General features: G+C 65.0%; 20 protein-coding genes and 1 pseudogene. 9 read left to right on the forward strand and 12 right to left on the reverse strand.

The window, feature by feature from the left end; all coding sequences use genetic code 11:
• Nucleotides 1–225: 225 nt before the first annotated feature.
• From IVB42_RS23805 to IVB42_RS23830, 6 genes are all read right to left on the reverse strand, one after another.
• Nucleotides 226–1,179: a ribose-phosphate pyrophosphokinase gene (locus IVB42_RS23805; protein ID WP_007614838.1), complete on the reverse strand. Its 954-nt coding sequence runs from the start codon at nucleotides 1,177–1,179 to the stop codon at nucleotides 226–228.
• A gap of 193 nt (nucleotides 1,180–1,372) precedes the next feature.
• Complete coding sequence (locus tag IVB42_RS23810; protein ID WP_018453515.1) at nucleotides 1,373–1,981, reverse strand: hypothetical protein; 609 nt, start codon at nucleotides 1,979–1,981, stop codon at nucleotides 1,373–1,375.
• Between the two features lie 113 nt (nucleotides 1,982–2,094).
• Nucleotides 2,095–2,862 carry a peptidoglycan editing factor PgeF gene (gene pgeF / locus IVB42_RS23815; protein WP_018453516.1) on the reverse strand — a complete coding sequence of 256 codons (768 nt, stop codon included), beginning with the start codon at nucleotides 2,860–2,862 and terminating at the stop codon, nucleotides 2,095–2,097.
• Nucleotides 2,859–3,977, reverse strand: a complete 1,119-nt coding sequence (locus IVB42_RS23820) for an SAM-dependent methyltransferase (protein ID WP_018453517.1) — start codon at nucleotides 3,975–3,977, stop codon at nucleotides 2,859–2,861. Before IVB42_RS23820 ends, pgeF begins: the two co-directional genes overlap by 4 nt.
• Before the next feature lie 21 nt (nucleotides 3,978–3,998).
• Nucleotides 3,999–4,844: a prolipoprotein diacylglyceryl transferase gene (lgt, locus tag IVB42_RS23825; RefSeq protein ID WP_018453518.1), complete on the reverse strand. Its 846-nt coding sequence runs from the start codon at nucleotides 4,842–4,844 to the stop codon at nucleotides 3,999–4,001.
• Between the two features lie 8 nt (nucleotides 4,845–4,852).
• A complete protein-coding gene (locus tag IVB42_RS23830) occupies nucleotides 4,853–5,590 on the reverse strand; it encodes a dienelactone hydrolase family protein (protein WP_018453519.1) in 738 nt (245 codons plus the stop codon).
• Between the two features lie 169 nt (nucleotides 5,591–5,759).
• Between IVB42_RS23830 and IVB42_RS23835 the strand changes: the two genes are divergently transcribed.
• The 4 genes from IVB42_RS23835 to ychF all read left to right on the forward strand — a co-directional run bounded on the left by IVB42_RS23835 (nucleotide 5,760) and on the right by ychF (nucleotide 8,681).
• Nucleotides 5,760–6,011, forward strand: coding sequence for an accessory factor UbiK family protein (locus IVB42_RS23835; RefSeq protein ID WP_007596812.1), 252 nt, complete (start codon nucleotides 5,760–5,762; stop codon nucleotides 6,009–6,011).
• 183 nt (nucleotides 6,012–6,194) lie between these two features.
• Nucleotides 6,195–6,914: a 50S ribosomal protein L25/general stress protein Ctc gene (locus IVB42_RS23840; protein WP_018453521.1), complete on the forward strand. Its 720-nt coding sequence runs from the start codon at nucleotides 6,195–6,197 to the stop codon at nucleotides 6,912–6,914.
• 58 nt (nucleotides 6,915–6,972) lie between these two features.
• Nucleotides 6,973–7,578, forward strand: coding sequence for an aminoacyl-tRNA hydrolase (gene pth, locus IVB42_RS23845; protein ID WP_018453522.1), 606 nt, complete (start codon nucleotides 6,973–6,975; stop codon nucleotides 7,576–7,578).
• 5 nt (nucleotides 7,579–7,583) lie between these two features.
• Nucleotides 7,584–8,681 (forward strand): redox-regulated ATPase YchF, encoded by a 1,098-nt coding sequence (gene ychF / locus IVB42_RS23850; protein ID WP_026232547.1) that lies wholly within the window; start codon nucleotides 7,584–7,586, stop codon nucleotides 8,679–8,681.
• 29 nt (nucleotides 8,682–8,710) lie between these two features.
• Here ychF and IVB42_RS23855 read toward each other — a convergent pair whose 3' ends face one another.
• The gene (locus IVB42_RS23855; RefSeq protein WP_018453524.1) at nucleotides 8,711–9,007 is read right to left on the reverse strand and encodes a DUF4282 domain-containing protein; all 297 of its coding nucleotides are present in this window, start codon (nucleotides 9,005–9,007) and stop codon (nucleotides 8,711–8,713) included.
• Between the two features lie 178 nt (nucleotides 9,008–9,185).
• On the opposite strand from IVB42_RS23855, the gene IVB42_RS23860 reads away from it, so the two are divergent.
• The 3 genes from IVB42_RS23860 (at nucleotide 9,186) to IVB42_RS23870 (ending at nucleotide 10,465) form a co-directional block, all read left to right on the forward strand.
• Complete coding sequence (locus IVB42_RS23860; RefSeq protein ID WP_018453525.1) at nucleotides 9,186–9,638, forward strand: MaoC family dehydratase; 453 nt, start codon at nucleotides 9,186–9,188, stop codon at nucleotides 9,636–9,638.
• Complete coding sequence (locus IVB42_RS23865) at nucleotides 9,638–10,120, forward strand: MaoC family dehydratase (RefSeq protein ID WP_018453526.1); 483 nt, start codon at nucleotides 9,638–9,640, stop codon at nucleotides 10,118–10,120. Before IVB42_RS23860 ends, IVB42_RS23865 begins: the two co-directional genes overlap by 1 nt.
• Before the next feature lie 198 nt (nucleotides 10,121–10,318).
• Nucleotides 10,319–10,465, forward strand: a complete 147-nt coding sequence (locus IVB42_RS23870) for a hypothetical protein (protein WP_007596790.1) — start codon at nucleotides 10,319–10,321, stop codon at nucleotides 10,463–10,465.
• Between the two features lie 28 nt (nucleotides 10,466–10,493).
• On the opposite strand, the gene IVB42_RS23875 is transcribed toward IVB42_RS23870, so the two are convergent.
• The 5 genes and pseudogenes from IVB42_RS23875 to IVB42_RS23895 form a co-directional block, all read right to left on the reverse strand.
• The gene (locus IVB42_RS23875; protein WP_018453527.1) at nucleotides 10,494–10,631 is read right to left on the reverse strand and encodes a hypothetical protein; all 138 of its coding nucleotides are present in this window, start codon (nucleotides 10,629–10,631) and stop codon (nucleotides 10,494–10,496) included.
• Nucleotides 10,632–10,911: 280 nt separating this feature from the next.
• Entirely contained in the window at nucleotides 10,912–11,334 is a 423-nt protein-coding gene (locus IVB42_RS23880) for a hypothetical protein (RefSeq protein ID WP_018453528.1), read from the reverse strand.
• Nucleotides 11,335–11,574: 240 nt separating this feature from the next.
• Entirely contained in the window at nucleotides 11,575–12,492 is a 918-nt protein-coding gene (locus IVB42_RS23885) for a hypothetical protein (protein WP_026232548.1), read from the reverse strand.
• A 212-nt stretch (nucleotides 12,493–12,704) separates the two neighbouring features.
• On the reverse strand, nucleotides 12,705–13,145 hold the full coding sequence (locus tag IVB42_RS23890) for a nuclear transport factor 2 family protein (protein ID WP_247369080.1): 441 nt from the start codon (nucleotides 13,143–13,145) through the stop codon (nucleotides 12,705–12,707).
• Between the two features lie 217 nt (nucleotides 13,146–13,362).
• Nucleotides 13,363–13,814, reverse strand: a pseudogene (locus IVB42_RS23895) (nuclear transport factor 2 family protein).
• A gap of 277 nt (nucleotides 13,815–14,091) precedes the next feature.
• On the opposite strand from IVB42_RS23895, the gene IVB42_RS23900 reads away from it, so the two are divergent.
• On the forward strand, nucleotides 14,092–14,331 hold the full coding sequence (locus IVB42_RS23900; RefSeq protein WP_018453532.1) for a hypothetical protein: 240 nt from the start codon (nucleotides 14,092–14,094) through the stop codon (nucleotides 14,329–14,331).
• 120 nt (nucleotides 14,332–14,451) lie between these two features.
• A complete protein-coding gene (locus IVB42_RS23905) occupies nucleotides 14,452–14,769 on the forward strand; it encodes a hypothetical protein (protein ID WP_245288369.1) in 318 nt (105 codons plus the stop codon).

Consider the following 14,769-nt stretch of genomic DNA (forward strand, 5'->3'; position numbering starts at 1 on the left):
GCAGAGATGACTCGGGATTCGGATGATGTCATGGGCGCTCGTTGGCAACAACCCGGGGGGCGGCGGCGCGTGAGGCCGTAGGGGGCAAAGCGACTTGTCCGCCGGAACTCGACGAGCGAAGGCGGAAGCGTGCTCACCGTCTTCATGGCCACAAAAAAGGTGGGCACGGCGCGTTGCGCCTTTGCCCACCCTACGATTTTCCGCAAGCGGCCAGAGGCGAAAACCTCAGTCAAACAGGCTCGACACCGACTCTTCCGCCGCGGTGCGCGCGATCGCGTCGGAGATCAGGCTGGCGATCGGCAGCGTGCGGATGTTCGGGGCCTTGCTCACCGCATCCGTCGGCAGGATCGAGTCGGTGATCACCAGCTCCTTCAGCCTGGAGTTCGTGATCCGGGCCGCCGCGCCGCCGGAGAGCACGCCGTGGGTGATGTAGGCGTAGACGTCCTTGGCGCCCTTGGCGATCAGCGCGTCAGCGGCGTTCACCAGCGTGCCGCCGGAATCCACGATGTCGTCGATCAGGATGCAGGTGTAGCCGGCGACGTCGCCGATGACGTTCATGACCTCGGATTCACCCGCCCTCTCGCGGCGCTTGTCGACGATCGCGAGCGGGGTGTTGATGCGCTTGGCGAGGCCGCGTGCGCGCGCCACGCCGCCGACGTCGGGCGAGATCACCATTGTCCTGGAGAGGTCGAACTTGTCCTTGATGTCGCGCACCATCAGCGGCGCTGCGTAGAGATTGTCGGTCGGGATGTCGAAGAAGCCCTGGATCTGGCCGGCATGCAGGTCGAGCGTCATGACGCGGTCGACGCCAGCCTGGGTGATCAAATTGGCGACGAGTTTTGCCGAGATCGGCGTGCGCGAACCCGACTTGCGGTCCTGCCGGGCGTAGCCGAAATAGGGCAACACCGCGGTGATGCGGCGCGCCGAGGAGCGGCGCAGTGCGTCGGTGATGATCAGCAATTCCATCAGATGGTCGTTCGCCGGAAACGAGGTCGACTGGATGACGAAGGCATCCGAGCCCCGCACGTTCTCCTGGATCTCGACGAAGATCTCCATGTCGGCGAAGCGCCGTACCACCGCCTTGGTCAGCGGCAGGTCGAGACCTTGCGCGATGGCCTGAGCGAGAGCCGGATTGGAGTTGCCGGCGACGAGCTTGATGGAGCCGTTCTTGGCCGACATGGACGCTTCCTCCCGCGCTTTGCTGGACACGATGTTCAACATCAAACAATACCCACTGGAAGCACGGTTACGACGGGCGAGGAAATATCAGGCCGGGGGCTGCAATGGCAACCCGGGGCACTACGTTTTCCCTGCGAAATCCCGAGTCCGGCCAACGGTTTGGCCGGAAAACGGGGCCGTGGTTTCGCGGGGGTTAGCGCTCGGCATAGCCCAGCGCCGAGGCCGGCATGTCGGCCAATGGAGCCTCCGGGATCACGCTCGCCACGGCCGGCCCGCGCAAGCCGGGCGCCGAGTTCGGCGCATCCGGTGTACCGTTGATCATGTTGGAAAGTCCGCTGAATCCGGCCTGGGCGATCTTCCGCAGCACGAGGTCGTCGGCAGCGCCCCAAGGATCCCGGCCGCCCTTGGCCGCGGTCGGTTCCTCGCCGGAAAGGCGCAGCGCCCGCTGCTGGTTGGCGTCGTAGACGTCCCAGACCCAGGCGATCACGGTCTTGCCACGAACGATCTGGGCGGAGAGGTAGCTGCGCACGCGGTAGGCAGCCGTCCCCTCGCGGGAGACCACGGACAGGCTGCGCAGCTTGGATTCGCTGTCGAGCACGCCGACCATGCGGTCGAACACTTGCGGCGGCGGCCCGTCGATCGATTCGAACGCGACTGTCGCCCCCGAGCCGGCGCTCGGCGCCATCGCATAGGAGTTCGCGGCGCCACCGCCACCGGCACAGCCGCCAAGCGCGGCCGTCAGCAGCATGACCGCGAGCACGCGCGAACCCGCGCGGCGCAAGATGAATGACGCGTCCCTCATTATGGAGGGCAGCGATATCGTTAAAACGCATTAACGTCTAGGGCGGGGGCGCCACAGGCCACTATCATCGCGCGCAGGCATCGCCCCGGAATGACACGGGGTTGCCTTTGTGTTCACGCTTCGAGCGCGATCGCGTGAACGTGGCGGCCGTAATCCGGCTCCTTGCGATGTACCGAGCGGCGGTAGCTGAAGAAGCGTTCGTCGGCGTAGGTGTCCAGACCGAGATCGTCGATCATCAGGATGCCCGCGGCTTCCAGACGCTTGCGGATGAAGCCGGCGAGGTCGAACATCGCGTGTCCCTCGCGCACCGACGGGATGAAGAACATGGCGTTGTCTCCATCCGCCTCGATGAAGCGCGCCACGAACTCGTTGCCGACTTCATAACTGTCCTGGCGGATCAGCGGGCCGATCGCGGCGATGATGCGGCTCCGCGAGGCGCCGAGTTTTTCCATCGCCGAAATGGTCTGCTCCAGCACGCCGGTGAGCGCACCCTTCCAGCCGGCATGCGCGCCGCCGATCACGCCCGCATTGGGATCGACGAACAGCACCGGTCCGCAATCGGCGGTGGAGACGCCGAGCGCGATGCCGGGCACCTTCGTCACCAGCGCATCGCCCTTCGGCCGCGGCCCGCTCGGCCACCGAGCTTCGGCCACGAGCACGTCGGGCGAATGGATCTGGTGCAGGCTGAGAAAGCGTTCGGGTGCGACGCCGACATGCTCGGCCATGCGGCGGCGGTTCTCCGCAACAAGGGCCTGGTCGTCATTGGAGCCGAGCCCGCCGTTCAGCGCGGAATAGATGCCGCCCGAGACGCCGCCCTCGCGGGTGAAGAAGGCGTGGCGCAGGCCGGGCACCGCGGACAGCAGCGAGGAGGCAAGCGTCATGAATCGTCTCCGGCGCGTTCGAGATCGCTGAGTCCCGCAAGGCCCGTCAGCCGCGGCTCGGAGATGCCGAGCACCTTGAACATCGAACCCATGCCGCTGCGCCCGGTTTCGGTCAGGCGCTTGAGCGCGATCGAAATGTCGGTGGCGACGTCAGGCGCCGCCTTCTGCATCAAGGCGGCTGCACGGGTCTCGATGCCGACGCGTTTGAGGAAATCGCCCTGCGTCACCGGCCCGTGCACGCGGGCGCCGACGTCCTCCGCCCCGCGCGCGAGCGCCTGGAAGTCGACATGGGCTGTGACGTCGGCCTGGCCCGGCGCCTTCAGGGGATCGGTGAAGGTGTGGCGCGCGATCGCCTGGAAGGTGTCGCCGGCATCGCTGCGCAGATGACCGTAATCGATGATCAGCGCCGCGCCGTCCTGGTCGCGCACGCGGCTGGCGAGCTTCATGATCTCGGCATCGGGCCGCCATTCGAACACGGCCCCGACGGGCGCGGCGCGCACCAGAGGCGGCAGCAACACCTCGAAGCGCGGCGTCGGCTCGGCCGCCGCGCCGAATTGAAGTTTTCCGTTGGCGTCGACCTCGATCACGCGCTCGTGCCAGCCGTTCTCGTGTCGGACCATCTGGTGGATCGGCAGCACGTCGAAATATTCGTTGGCGAGGATGATGCTCGGTCCCTCGGGCACGTCGTCGATGCTGTCGTGCCAGGCGATGTTGCGCACGCCCGACAGCGTCGCACTCTGCCGCTCGCGGAGGACGGGATTGACCTCGACCATGTGGATGTGGAGCGCCTGGTAGAGCGGCGGCAGCACGCGGAGCGCGCGCAGGGCGTCGGCCATCATGGTGCCGCGGCCGGGGCCGAGCTCGATCAGCCGCAGGAATTGCGGCGAGCCCATCTGCTTCCACACCGAGGCGGTCCACAGGCCCAAGAGCTCGCCGAACATCTGGCTGACCTCCGGCGCAGTGGTGAAGTCGCCTTCTCGTCCCAACGGATCGCGCGAGACGTAGTAGCCATAGCGCGGATGCATCAGGCACAGTTCCATGTACCGCCAGACCGGCATGGGGCCCGAGGATTTGATCAGCGCCTTGATCTCGTCGAGTAACGGCTGGTCGGTCACGGCCTATCTTCTCAAAAGGAATTAACGAATAGCCCCTACGGGCTCGGGCGCACCGCGCCTCACTGCCAATACAATAAGTATGAGGCCTACAATAAGCATCGGGATCGACAACAGCATGCCCATGGTTAATCCGCCCCAGAGGAAGCCGAGCTGGACGTCCGGTTCGCGGAAATGCTCGCCGGCGATCCGGCTCAAACCATAGATCAGGATGAAGGCGCCGAGGATCATGCCCGGCCGTTTCAGGGCGCCGAAGCGGATCATGATCGCGAGGGCGGCAAACAGCAAAATGCCCTCCATGCCGGCCTCGTAGAGCTGGCTCGGATGGCGTGGCAGCTGGGTGGGATCATTGGGGAAGATCATCGCCCAGGGCAGCTCCGGGTCGGCGGCGCGGCCCCACAATTCGCCGTTGATGAAATTGGCGATGCGGCCGAGCAGCAGCCCGACCGGAGCGACGGCGGTGGTGATGTCGCCGAGCGACAGGATCGAGATGCGGTTGCGATAGGCGAACCACATCACCGCGACGACGCAGCCGAGGAAGCCGCCGTGGAAGGACATGCCGCCTTCCCACAGCCTGAAAATCGCGGCGGGATGGTCGATGAAGAAGGGCAGGTTGTAGAACAGCACATAACCGGTGCGGCCGCCGAGGATGATGCCGAGCGTGACCCACAGAATGAAGTCGTCGATCTGCACCAGCGACATCGGCGCCGGGCCGCCCCACAGCCGCTCCCTTTTCAGGAGCGAGCGCGCATAGAGCCAGCCGAACACGATGCCGCAGATATAGGCCAGGGCATACCAGCGGATCGCGAACGGGCCGATCTCGATCGCGATCGGCTTGAAGGCGGGAAAGTCGATGAGCAGAAGTTGCATCGCGCCTTCTATGTCTGGACGAGATTGCGGCGATAGAGCGCCAGCAGACGCTCCCAATGCCGCTCGGCGGCGTCGCGGTGATAGGCCGGACGCTTGGGGAAGGCGAAGCCGTGATGGGTGCCGGGATAGATCTCGACTTCGGCTTTGGCGCCGCTCATGCCCTGCTTCACCTTCTCGATGATCTCGGCGGGCGCGTAGATGTCGGTCTCGGCGCAGGCGAAGTAGAGTTCGGCCTTGGTCTTGGCTGCCGCCAGATGCGGGCTGTCGTCCTGGTCGGTTGCGAGCTGGGTGCCGTAGACCGAAGCGGCGGCCTTGACGCGATCGGGAAAATGCGTGGCGGCGTTGACGGCGTAGCGGCCGCTCATGCAGTAGCCGACTGTACCGATCAGTTTGGTGTTCGCGGCCGCCTGGCCCTCGGCATAGGTGAGCAACGCCCGCGTGTCGTCCATGATCATGGGGATCGTGAGCGATCCCATCAGCGCGAACATGCGCTTGCGTTCCGGGGCGTTCGGATCGGCCGGCAGCGCGCCGAGCTCCATCACGCCGGAGCGGTAATAGAGGTTCGGCAGCATCACGTAATAGCCCGATGTTGCGAGCCGGCGCGCCATGTCGCGCAGCTCTTCGCGGATCGCCGGCGCGTCCATGTAGAACAGGATGACCGGAAACGGCCCGCCGCGTTCGGGATGGCTGATGAAGGTTGCGGTGTGACCGTCCTTGGTGGGGATCGCGATCTGCTGATCGATCATCTCGAGCGCCTTTTGTGATTCTTCTTATGCAGGGACGTTGAATACGATTGCAAGGAAACCGGGGCATGACAAGGATACCGCCGATCGGCCCTTGAACCCGCCCAATCGGATTGCCATTGTCTCCCCGCGCGTTCGCGCAGAGTTCATCGAAAGCCGCCAGGAGACCGACATGACCCAGACCAACAACCGGTTTTTCGACGAGATCGGCCGCCTGATGAACGATGCCGCCGGCGCCGCGCAGGGCGTCAAGCGCGAGTTCGACACGGTGATGCGCACCCAAGCCGAAAAATTCCTGCGCGACATGGACCTGGTCAAGCGCGAGGAGTTTGAGGCGGTCAAGGATATGGCGCGCCTGGCGCGCGAGGAGAACGAGGCCCTGAAGGCGCGCATCGCGGCGCTGGAGGCCAAGCTCGGCGGGTAACTCCGCCGGCTCCTTCCGGGCGATCCGGTTCCTTCCGGCCGCCCATTCTCCTTGTTATTTCCGCGTCTTCCGGGTAAAAGCCCGCCACGTCCGCAGCCCCCGCACCCCTGGAGGCTTGCTGCGGCGTATGCCATGGGCCGCGTTGCGGCCCATTAACTTTTGCAAAAACAAGGACTTAACGTTATGGCGACCGTCAAGGAATTGAAGGCGACCGCACGTCCGAAGAGCGGCAAGGGGGCCGCCCGGGCTGAGCGTCGCGCCGGGAGAGTGCCCGGAGTGATCTACGGCAACAACCAGCCCCCGCTGACCATCTCGGTGGACGATCGCGAACTGCGCTCGCGCATCCTCGCCGGCCGGTTCCTGACCACGCTGGTCGACATCGACCTCGAAGGCAACAAGCACCGCGTGATTCCGCGCGACTACCACCTCGATCCGGTCAAGGACTTCCCGATCCACGTCGACTTCATGCGGCTCGGCGAAGGCGCCACCATCCGCATCAGCGTTCCCTTGCACGTGGTGAAGGCCGAAGGTTCGCCCGGCGTGAAGCGCGGCGGCGCCGTGAACATCGTTGCGCATGCGATCGAGCTCGAGTGCGGCGTGGAGAACATCCCGCAGTTCATCGAGGCCGACGTGGGTTCGCTCGAAATCGGCCACTCGCTGCATCTCTCCGACATCAAGCTGCCGGCCGGCGTGAAGGCGCTGACCTCCGAGGACGCGACCCTCGTCACCATCGTGCCGCCGTCCGGCTACGCCGAAGAGCTGAAGGCTGCTGCTGCTGCTCCTGCCGCGGGTGCTGCTGCTCCGGCGGCTGGTGCTGCTCCGGCTGCGGGTGCTGCTGCTCCGGCAGCGGCTGCCAAGGCCCCGGCTGCCAAGGCTCCCGCCGGCGGCGACAAGAAGAAGTAATCTCTCAAAGCTGGCGCGCGGTCCCTGATCGCGCGCCGAGCGAGGGGCGCGCCGCGTCATGCGACTGTTTGTTGGGCTCGGCAATCCCGGCCCGAAATTCGCACGTAACCGGCACAATGTCGGCTTCATGGCCGTCGACGAGATCGCGCGGCGTCATGGTTTCGCACCCTGGCGCCGCAGGTTTCAGGGCGAGACCTCGGAAGGCACGCTCGGCACCGAGCGCGTGATCCTGCTCAAGCCGATGACCTACATGAATGATTCCGGCCGCAGCGTTCAGGAAGCGGCAAGCTTCTTCAAGATCGCGCCGGGCGACGTCACCGTATTCCATGACGAACTCGAACTGCCGCCGGGCAAGGTGCGGGTGAAGATCGGCGGCGGCATCGCCGGCCACAACGGCCTGCGCTCGATCTCCGCCCATATCGGCAACGAGTACCGCCGGGTGCGGCTCGGCATCGGTCATCCCGGCGTCAAGGAATTGGTGCACGGCCATGTGCTGTCGGACTTCGCCAAAGCGGACAACGACTGGGTGGCGACGCTCTGCGACGCGGTGGCCGAGCACGCGGCATTGGTTGCCAAAGGCACGGACGCGACCTTCGCCAACAGGGTGCACCTCGCCATGCAGGCGAAGGGATTTTTGACCAAGGACGACAACGGCAAGGAATAACGCTCGTGGGATTTAAATGCGGGATCGTCGGGTTGCCCAATGTCGGCAAGTCGACCTTGTTCAACGCGCTGACCGAGACGGCCGCGGCGCAGGCGGCGAACTATCCGTTCTGCACGATCGAGCCGAATGTCGGCGAGGTCGCGGTGCCGGATCCGCGGCTCGATAAGCTCGCAGCGATCGCCAAGTCGGGCCAGATCATCCCGACCCGGCTGACCTTCGTTGACATCGCCGGCCTCGTGCGCGGCGCGTCCAAGGGTGAAGGCCTCGGCAACCAGTTCCTCGCCAACATCCGTGAGGTCGACGCCATCGCGCATGTCGTGCGCTGCTTCGAGGACTCCGACATTACCCATGTCGAAGGCAAGATCGCCCCGCTCGCCGATATCGAGACCATCGAGACCGAGCTGATGCTCGCCGATCTCGACAGCCTCGAGAAGCGCGTCGACAATTTGTCCAAGAAGGCCAAGGGCAACGACAAGGACGCCAAGGAGCAGCTCGACCTCGTCAATCGCACGCTGGTGCTGCTGCGCGAAGGCAAGCCCGCGCGCCTCGTCGAGCGCAAGGCGGAGGAGGAGCGCGCCTTCGGGATGCTCGGCCTGCTGTCGTCCAAGCCCGTGCTCTACGTCTGCAACGTCGAGGAAGGCTCGGCCGCATCAGGCAATTCGTTCTCGAAGGCGGTGCAGGACCAGGCTGCCAAGGAAGGCGCCATTGCGGTCGTCATCTCGGCAAAAATCGAATCCGAGATCGCCACCATTTCGCGCGACGAACGCGCCGACTTCCTGGAGACGCTGGGTCTCGAAGAGGCCGGCCTCGATCGCCTGATCCGCGCCGGCTACACGCTGCTCGACCTCATCACCTATTTCACGGTGGGCCCGAAGGAAGCGCGCGCCTGGACCATCTATCGCGGCACCAAGGCGCCGGGCGCGGCCGGCGTGATCCACACCGACTTCGAGAAGGGTTTTATCCGCGCCGAGACCATCGCGTATGAGGACTACGTCGCGCTGAACGGCGAAGCCGGCGCCCGCGATGCCGGCAAGCTCCGCCTCGAAGGCAAGGAATACGTCGTCGCCGACGGCGACGTGATGCATTTCAGGTTCAACACGTAAGACGCTGGAGTTCGTGCCCCGGAAGCGCCCTACCGCACCCCGCCGCCTTGATCCCTGATCGCGCCAAGATGCTCGTTGATGCGGAAGATGATCAGGATCAGCTCGGCGAGAATGCGCGAGAACACGATTCCGACGACGACGCTCGCGATCGACGACAGCAGCATCAGGAAGCCGCCGAACGGGCTGATCGCCATCATTGCGAGGCCGGAGAAGATGCCGGAGAGGCCGAACAGGCAGATCAGCGCGATCACCAGCCAGTAGAAGGTCTTGATGATCGTCGGCGTGATAAAGCGGTCCCATTGAAACAGGTCGCTGAATGAAAACATTGCTCTCCCCAGGGCAATTCAGGTGTTGTCGGGCCTTGCAAATGGATCGTGGCCCCTGCTCGATCCGACTCAAGACCGACGCCGGCGCGCCGAATGTAGCACGAGCCATGCGGGCCGGCGGGTTGAGATTGCCGCAAAGTGCGGCCACAATCTGTCGTTCCCTCAAACCTTTCCCAAGATGACCCTGACCTTCGAAGATTTCCCGCCCGGCCGGTTCGGAACATTCGGCCCGCGCCATGTCACGCGCGACGAGATCGTGGCCTTTGCCGCCGAGTTCGATCCGCAGCCGATGCACCTCGACGAGGACGCCGCCAGCAAAAGCATGCTGCGCGGCCTGTCCGGCTCGGGCTGGCATCTCTGTTCGCTGATGATGCGGATGATGGCCGACGGTTTCATCACCCGCGCCGCTTCGCTGGGATCTCCCGGCGTCGACGAAGTGCGGTGGCTGTCGCCGCTCAGACCCGGCGACGATCTCATGCTCGAAGTCGACGTCGTGGAGGCCCGCACCTCGAAGAGCCGCCCGGAGCTCGGCATCGTCAAATTCAAATGCACCGTGCGCAACGCCGGGGGTGATGCGCTGTGCGAGATGACGTCGCCGATCCTGATCAAGCGGCGCGAAGGGGCGGTCTGATGCCGTTTTTCGAGGAGATCGAGATTGGGCATCGCCGTGAGATCGGCGCCTATACGTTCACGGCCGAGTCGATCAAGACATTCGCCGCAAAGTTCGATCCGCAGCGTTTTCACCTCGACGAGGAGGAGGGCAAGAACTCCTTGTTTGGCGGGCTCGCGGCCTCGGGCTGGCACGTCGGGTCGGCCTGCATGAGCCTGCTTGTCGCCGACGGCCAGCGCCTGGCGCGGGAAGCCGCTTCGCGCGGCGAGGAGGTCGCGGTGTGGGGCCCGTCGCCGGGCTTTCGCGACCTGCGCTGGATCAGGCCGGTGCTCGCCGGCGACATCGTCACCTACGTCAACGTCGTCATCGACAAGCGCAGCTCCGCCTCGCGACCCGGTTGGGGCATCCTGACCGCGCGCACCACCGGCACCAACCAGCGCGGCGAGGACGTCTACGCCATCACCGCAACCGCCTTCGTGCCGATGCGTGTGAACGGCGGTTAGATTCGTTCCAGGATGAACGGCGAAAACAGCGCGCGAGTGTTGCCCCCGCGCTATGGACGCGATTCCGGGTGGCTGCCATAAGCCTGCGCAACATGGTTTTCCCGCGAAGCAATGCGCGGAACCATCGAGTTGCTAACCAATTATGAACCTGTCGCTGTCTATTTGAACGAACTGGGCAGAGTACAGGGGACGAGGACCATGGCAGACCGCGGCGCACTCAAGCTGGTCGGATTCATCTTTGCTACCGCGACGCTGGCCGTGATGCTGGTGGCCGGCATGGTGGTGAAGGGCTATGCCGACGGCGCCTACACCCTGGAAGCTTCGACCGTGGAAGCCGCCCGGTAAGATTTCGTTAACTCCGCGGCCTCCGCCCTCAGCGGCTATAGACGAACGCCAATGTCGCGATCGCAACCGCCAGCAAACCGACAAAACGCAGCATGATCGTGCCGAACTGGTTCGGCGCGGGCCGCAGCGGTATCGGGTCGGTGGTGTCGGGCCGAATGCTTTCCATGAAAAGTCCCCAGGCCCGGCCGCGATGGCAAGAGCGCTTGGCGTTAGTCGCCGGATGGATGCGGGAAGTTCAAACCCCTCCGCTGTTATGCCCCGCCAAAGCGGGGCATCCGGTACGCCGCGCGTCACAGTTCTAGCCTCGCTGCCTCTGGAATACTGGATCACCCGCTTTCGCGTGATGACACTTTTCGTGGGGCGCGTGCGCACCGTCACACACCCCACGAATCAAAACCGCCGCGCCCCTTTCGGAACGCGGCGGCTGGTGATGCGGGATGCAGCGATCAACTGTTGCGCAGGCCGTCGGCGGCGCGCTTCCACTGCGAGACGTTGTCGGCGATCATGCGGGTCGACTTCATCGCGGCCTGGCTGAGCTGGGCGTAGCCGGAGATCTCGCGCTGGACGCGCTGGCCTTCGGCGTGGAGCAGGTCGCGCAGGCTCTCGAGCTCGGAGATCAAATTCTCGATCTCGGCGAGGGAGGTGCCGGCGACGCGCTGGATCAGCGAGTTGACGTTGGTGACGGTGGCCTCCGCGCTCGGATCGAGCGGCGGCGCGTCCGCGGCGGTCGCTGCCGGACGGCGCAGATAGGCGATGTCGTTGCGGACGAAGTCACGGATGCCGGCTTCGACTTCCGTCACTGCGGCAAGGTTGGTGTCGATGGTCTCGGTCTCGGTGGCTTCGGTCTTTTCCGGACGCATGGCGTTCATCGTTATTCCCCTGTTCGCGTTGAGCGCAGCGCGAGTGTCCCCCGCACGACGACGTCGGTCTGGGACTAGGGCGCCGGATTTTGGCCGCAACTTGGCCGAGGTGCGGCAAGGGCGGTCCATTCGGGGGCTTTGCCGTGGCGTATGGTTACCGGAGTCTGAACGCGGCCGCCGCGCCGAAGTGAATGCGCGGCCGGTCGGTGCTCGACTCCCTCGCCCCGCAGGGGGGAGAGGCGAAAACAGCTACCAGCTCTTCTTGAAACCCGCCGTCAGGCTCTTGTTGATCGCCCCTTGCGAGGTTTCGCCGACGGAACCGGAGACGGTGACGTTGTCGAACAGCTTCTGTTCCGCGCCGACCTTGCGCAGCCATTTGTCGTCCGTGGTCGACAGCGACTGGCCCGCGGTGATGCTGGTGCCGGTATCGGTGAGAGTGACCTTGGCCGACTGCTCGGTCTCGTAATTGCGCGTGACGTGACCGCCGACGCCGGGGAGCGCCGTGGTGCCCTGCTGGTTGACGCTGTAGCCGTTCTGCAGCGTCAGCGACGTGTCGCCCGACAGCGGCACCGACTTGATCAGCGAGGCCCCGAGCTTGCTCTGCTCCGCGCCGGGATCGACGCGAGCCTCCACCGCGGTCTTGTCCCAGATCGCGCCGGCGCCCGGCGCGGTCGCGGCCGCCCAGGCGCTGCCGGACGATTGAGGCACGCTGCCGCCATTGCTGGCCTTCTGTGCCAGCAGCTCGGACATCGTCCGCGGCTCGCTCGTCACCGTCATGTCGGCGCCGATGCGGGCGTCCCAGAATGAGGATACCGACTGCTTCACCGTCACCGCCGAGGAGCCGTTGGCGTTGGCGTTCGTCGCCCAGTTCAGCCCGTCCTTGGCGGCGGCCTGCGCGCGCTTCTTGGCGGCGATGATGTCGTTGAGCGTGCCGGCGTCGATCGCGAGCTGGCCCCAGTCGAGCTTGTCAACGTCGATGCCGCTCAGCACGTCGGGGTCGTTGACGTCGGGGGCCTCCGCCGCTTCGGCGTCGTCGTCGGGCGCTGCGGCCGGGCCGGGGGAGAAGGGCGGAATGATCTGCGCCGAAACCGTCAGCACCGATCCCAAGATCAAAGCGGCCGCCAGCATCGGCAGCCTGGTCCAGCCAAACCCTGTCGCGAATTCCATCGTCCTGCCCGTCAGCCCAGTTCCCGCCGAGGATGCGGAACCATCATTGCGAAATTGTGGCGGTTCCATCAGACGCGAACCAACGGGCCGCGCGAAAGGCGCGCGCCCGATGACGAGCTTCTCCACGATTGCATCGGCGGGGCTGGAGGCCAGGACGCGTCGTGGGGTGCTCAGCCATCGGTCCCGAAGTGCGGGGCCCGTTGGTGTTCCGTTCAGCCGACGCTGGTCATCTTCGGCAGATGAATGGCGCGGCCAAGTGCCTGCTCGACCAGATCAAACGTGTCGATCAGCACGCGCATGCTGGTGAGCTTGCCCGCCCTGAACTGGGCAAACTGCGCCACCCGCAAGCTGATCGGCTTGCTGGAATCCAGTGCGGTCAGCGAATAGCGCAGCATCGAGGCGGCGGAATCGACACCGAGCATGATGCTCTCGCGGTCGAAGCGGCGGACCTGGAAATTGTCGGCGAATTGGCGGATGACGTCGAGCACGGCGTCCTTGCCCTGGCGCGCGCCGAGGAACGGAAACATGTCGATCGGCCCATTGAGCGCCCACTCGACGTCCTCGTCGATCAGGGCCTCGATGTCCTCGAAATGCCGGTCGTTGATCGCGCGGTGCAACGCACGCGAGAAACGCCAGAGGCTGTGCTCTGTCATCTTGGGCAGTCCTGAAGCTGGCTTGCGAAAAAGCGAAAAACAACCCCAAGCGCACAGGAAAGATGCCGCGGGGTCGCTCAACTCATTTGTATACGAACAAAATACGTCAATTCGGCCAAAACGCAATTCACGTTTTCGCAATGCACAATTGATTCCGGCGTGTGAGATTTACAATAGAACCCCGTATTTTCCCGGTCCGGGCCGGTTTGGGAGAGAGCTAGCCCCCGTCCACCCGCTCGCCCACGATCAGGGGGCCGATCTCACGTTCCAGCACCTGCTGCACCAGGTCGTAGGAATCGATGATCTCGCGGATCTGCGCCACCTTGCCGCGGCGAAAAGTGTAGAAGACGGCCATGTCGACCTGAATGATGCGGTCGTTGCTGCGCTTCCTGAAGAACACGCGCAGATAGGCCGCGACCGTGTCCCCCTCGGCGACGATCTGCGGCACCTCGTAGCGGATCTCGGCGTATCGCTCCTGCACGGTGCGCCAGAATTCGCCGAGCTCCTGCTTGCCGTGGCAGGGCCCATGTGCGGCAGCACATCGATCGGCGCGTGGGTGAGGAAGTCGACGTCGTCGGTGCAGCACGACAGCGCGGCAGCGAGATCGCTGCGCGAGATGGCGTCGAGCAGATGCAGCACGCGCTGGCGATTGAGCTTCTCGACCGTCATTCCGCCCGCCCTCATCGGCCGTGTGGAGTTCGCGCAAGGCTAACGCGCTGCCTCGGACACCGGCAATCCGCAAACCACAGGGGATATTGCTGACGTATGACGCGCCAGCGTAATGCCAGGTTCATGACTGCAATTTATGGTTGAGCAAGCGCGAGCCTTCACGAATTCGTGCAGGCGTTCGGCTGCATGGTCTAGCGAAGCATCGCGTGCGCGCGCGGGAACCGGGACGGGCCCGTGCCTGTTGAGAGTGCGACACCGCATCCGGAGACATTGATCCATGAAATCCCTCGCCGCCATCGCCGTACTTCTCATCTGTGGCGCGACGTCCGCCGCCAACGCCAAGGGCTGCATCAAGGGCGCCGTCGTCGGCGGCGTCGCCGGCCACTATGCTGGCCATCACGGCGTCCTCGGCGCCGCCGCCGGCTGCCTCTACGGCCGCCACCATGCCAAGGAACAGCAAGAGCAGGAGAGACAGCGGCAACAGCAGAGCCAGGTGAACGGGCAGGGCAAGCTGTAACCCCTGGTCATTCGGGGGGCGCGCGCCTTGTTCCCGCAGAGGAAATGGGCGTGACGCATCTCACATCAGGTCCCCCTGATGGCGGCTGGATTCATCCGCATGTCCTCAGGGAGACGTGCCATGGCCGCCATCGCCAGAGTCAGAAAGTCCAGCCTGCATAACGCGCTCGAAGGCCTCGCGCTGACCGCGACGCTGCAGAGCTTCCCGACCTTCGCCGCCGCCGCATTCCTGCTCAAGCTGGTCGGCAATCACGACCTGGTCGGCGATCCCGGCGTCGCCATCTTCGTCGCCATCGCCTCGCTCGCCCATGCGCTGCTTGCGGTGAGCTTCCCGCATTTGTTCAAGACCGTCTACGAACCGAAGTTCTTCGAGGCCCATCTGTCGCTCGCCGACAAGATCACGGCATGGCGCACCCAGCGGTCGCCTCGCTGCAACTGA

Origin of the sequence: Bradyrhizobium sp. 45 (assembly GCF_023073155.1) — a bacterium.
Lineage (GTDB): Bacteria > Pseudomonadota > Alphaproteobacteria > Rhizobiales > Xanthobacteraceae > Bradyrhizobium > Bradyrhizobium canariense_D.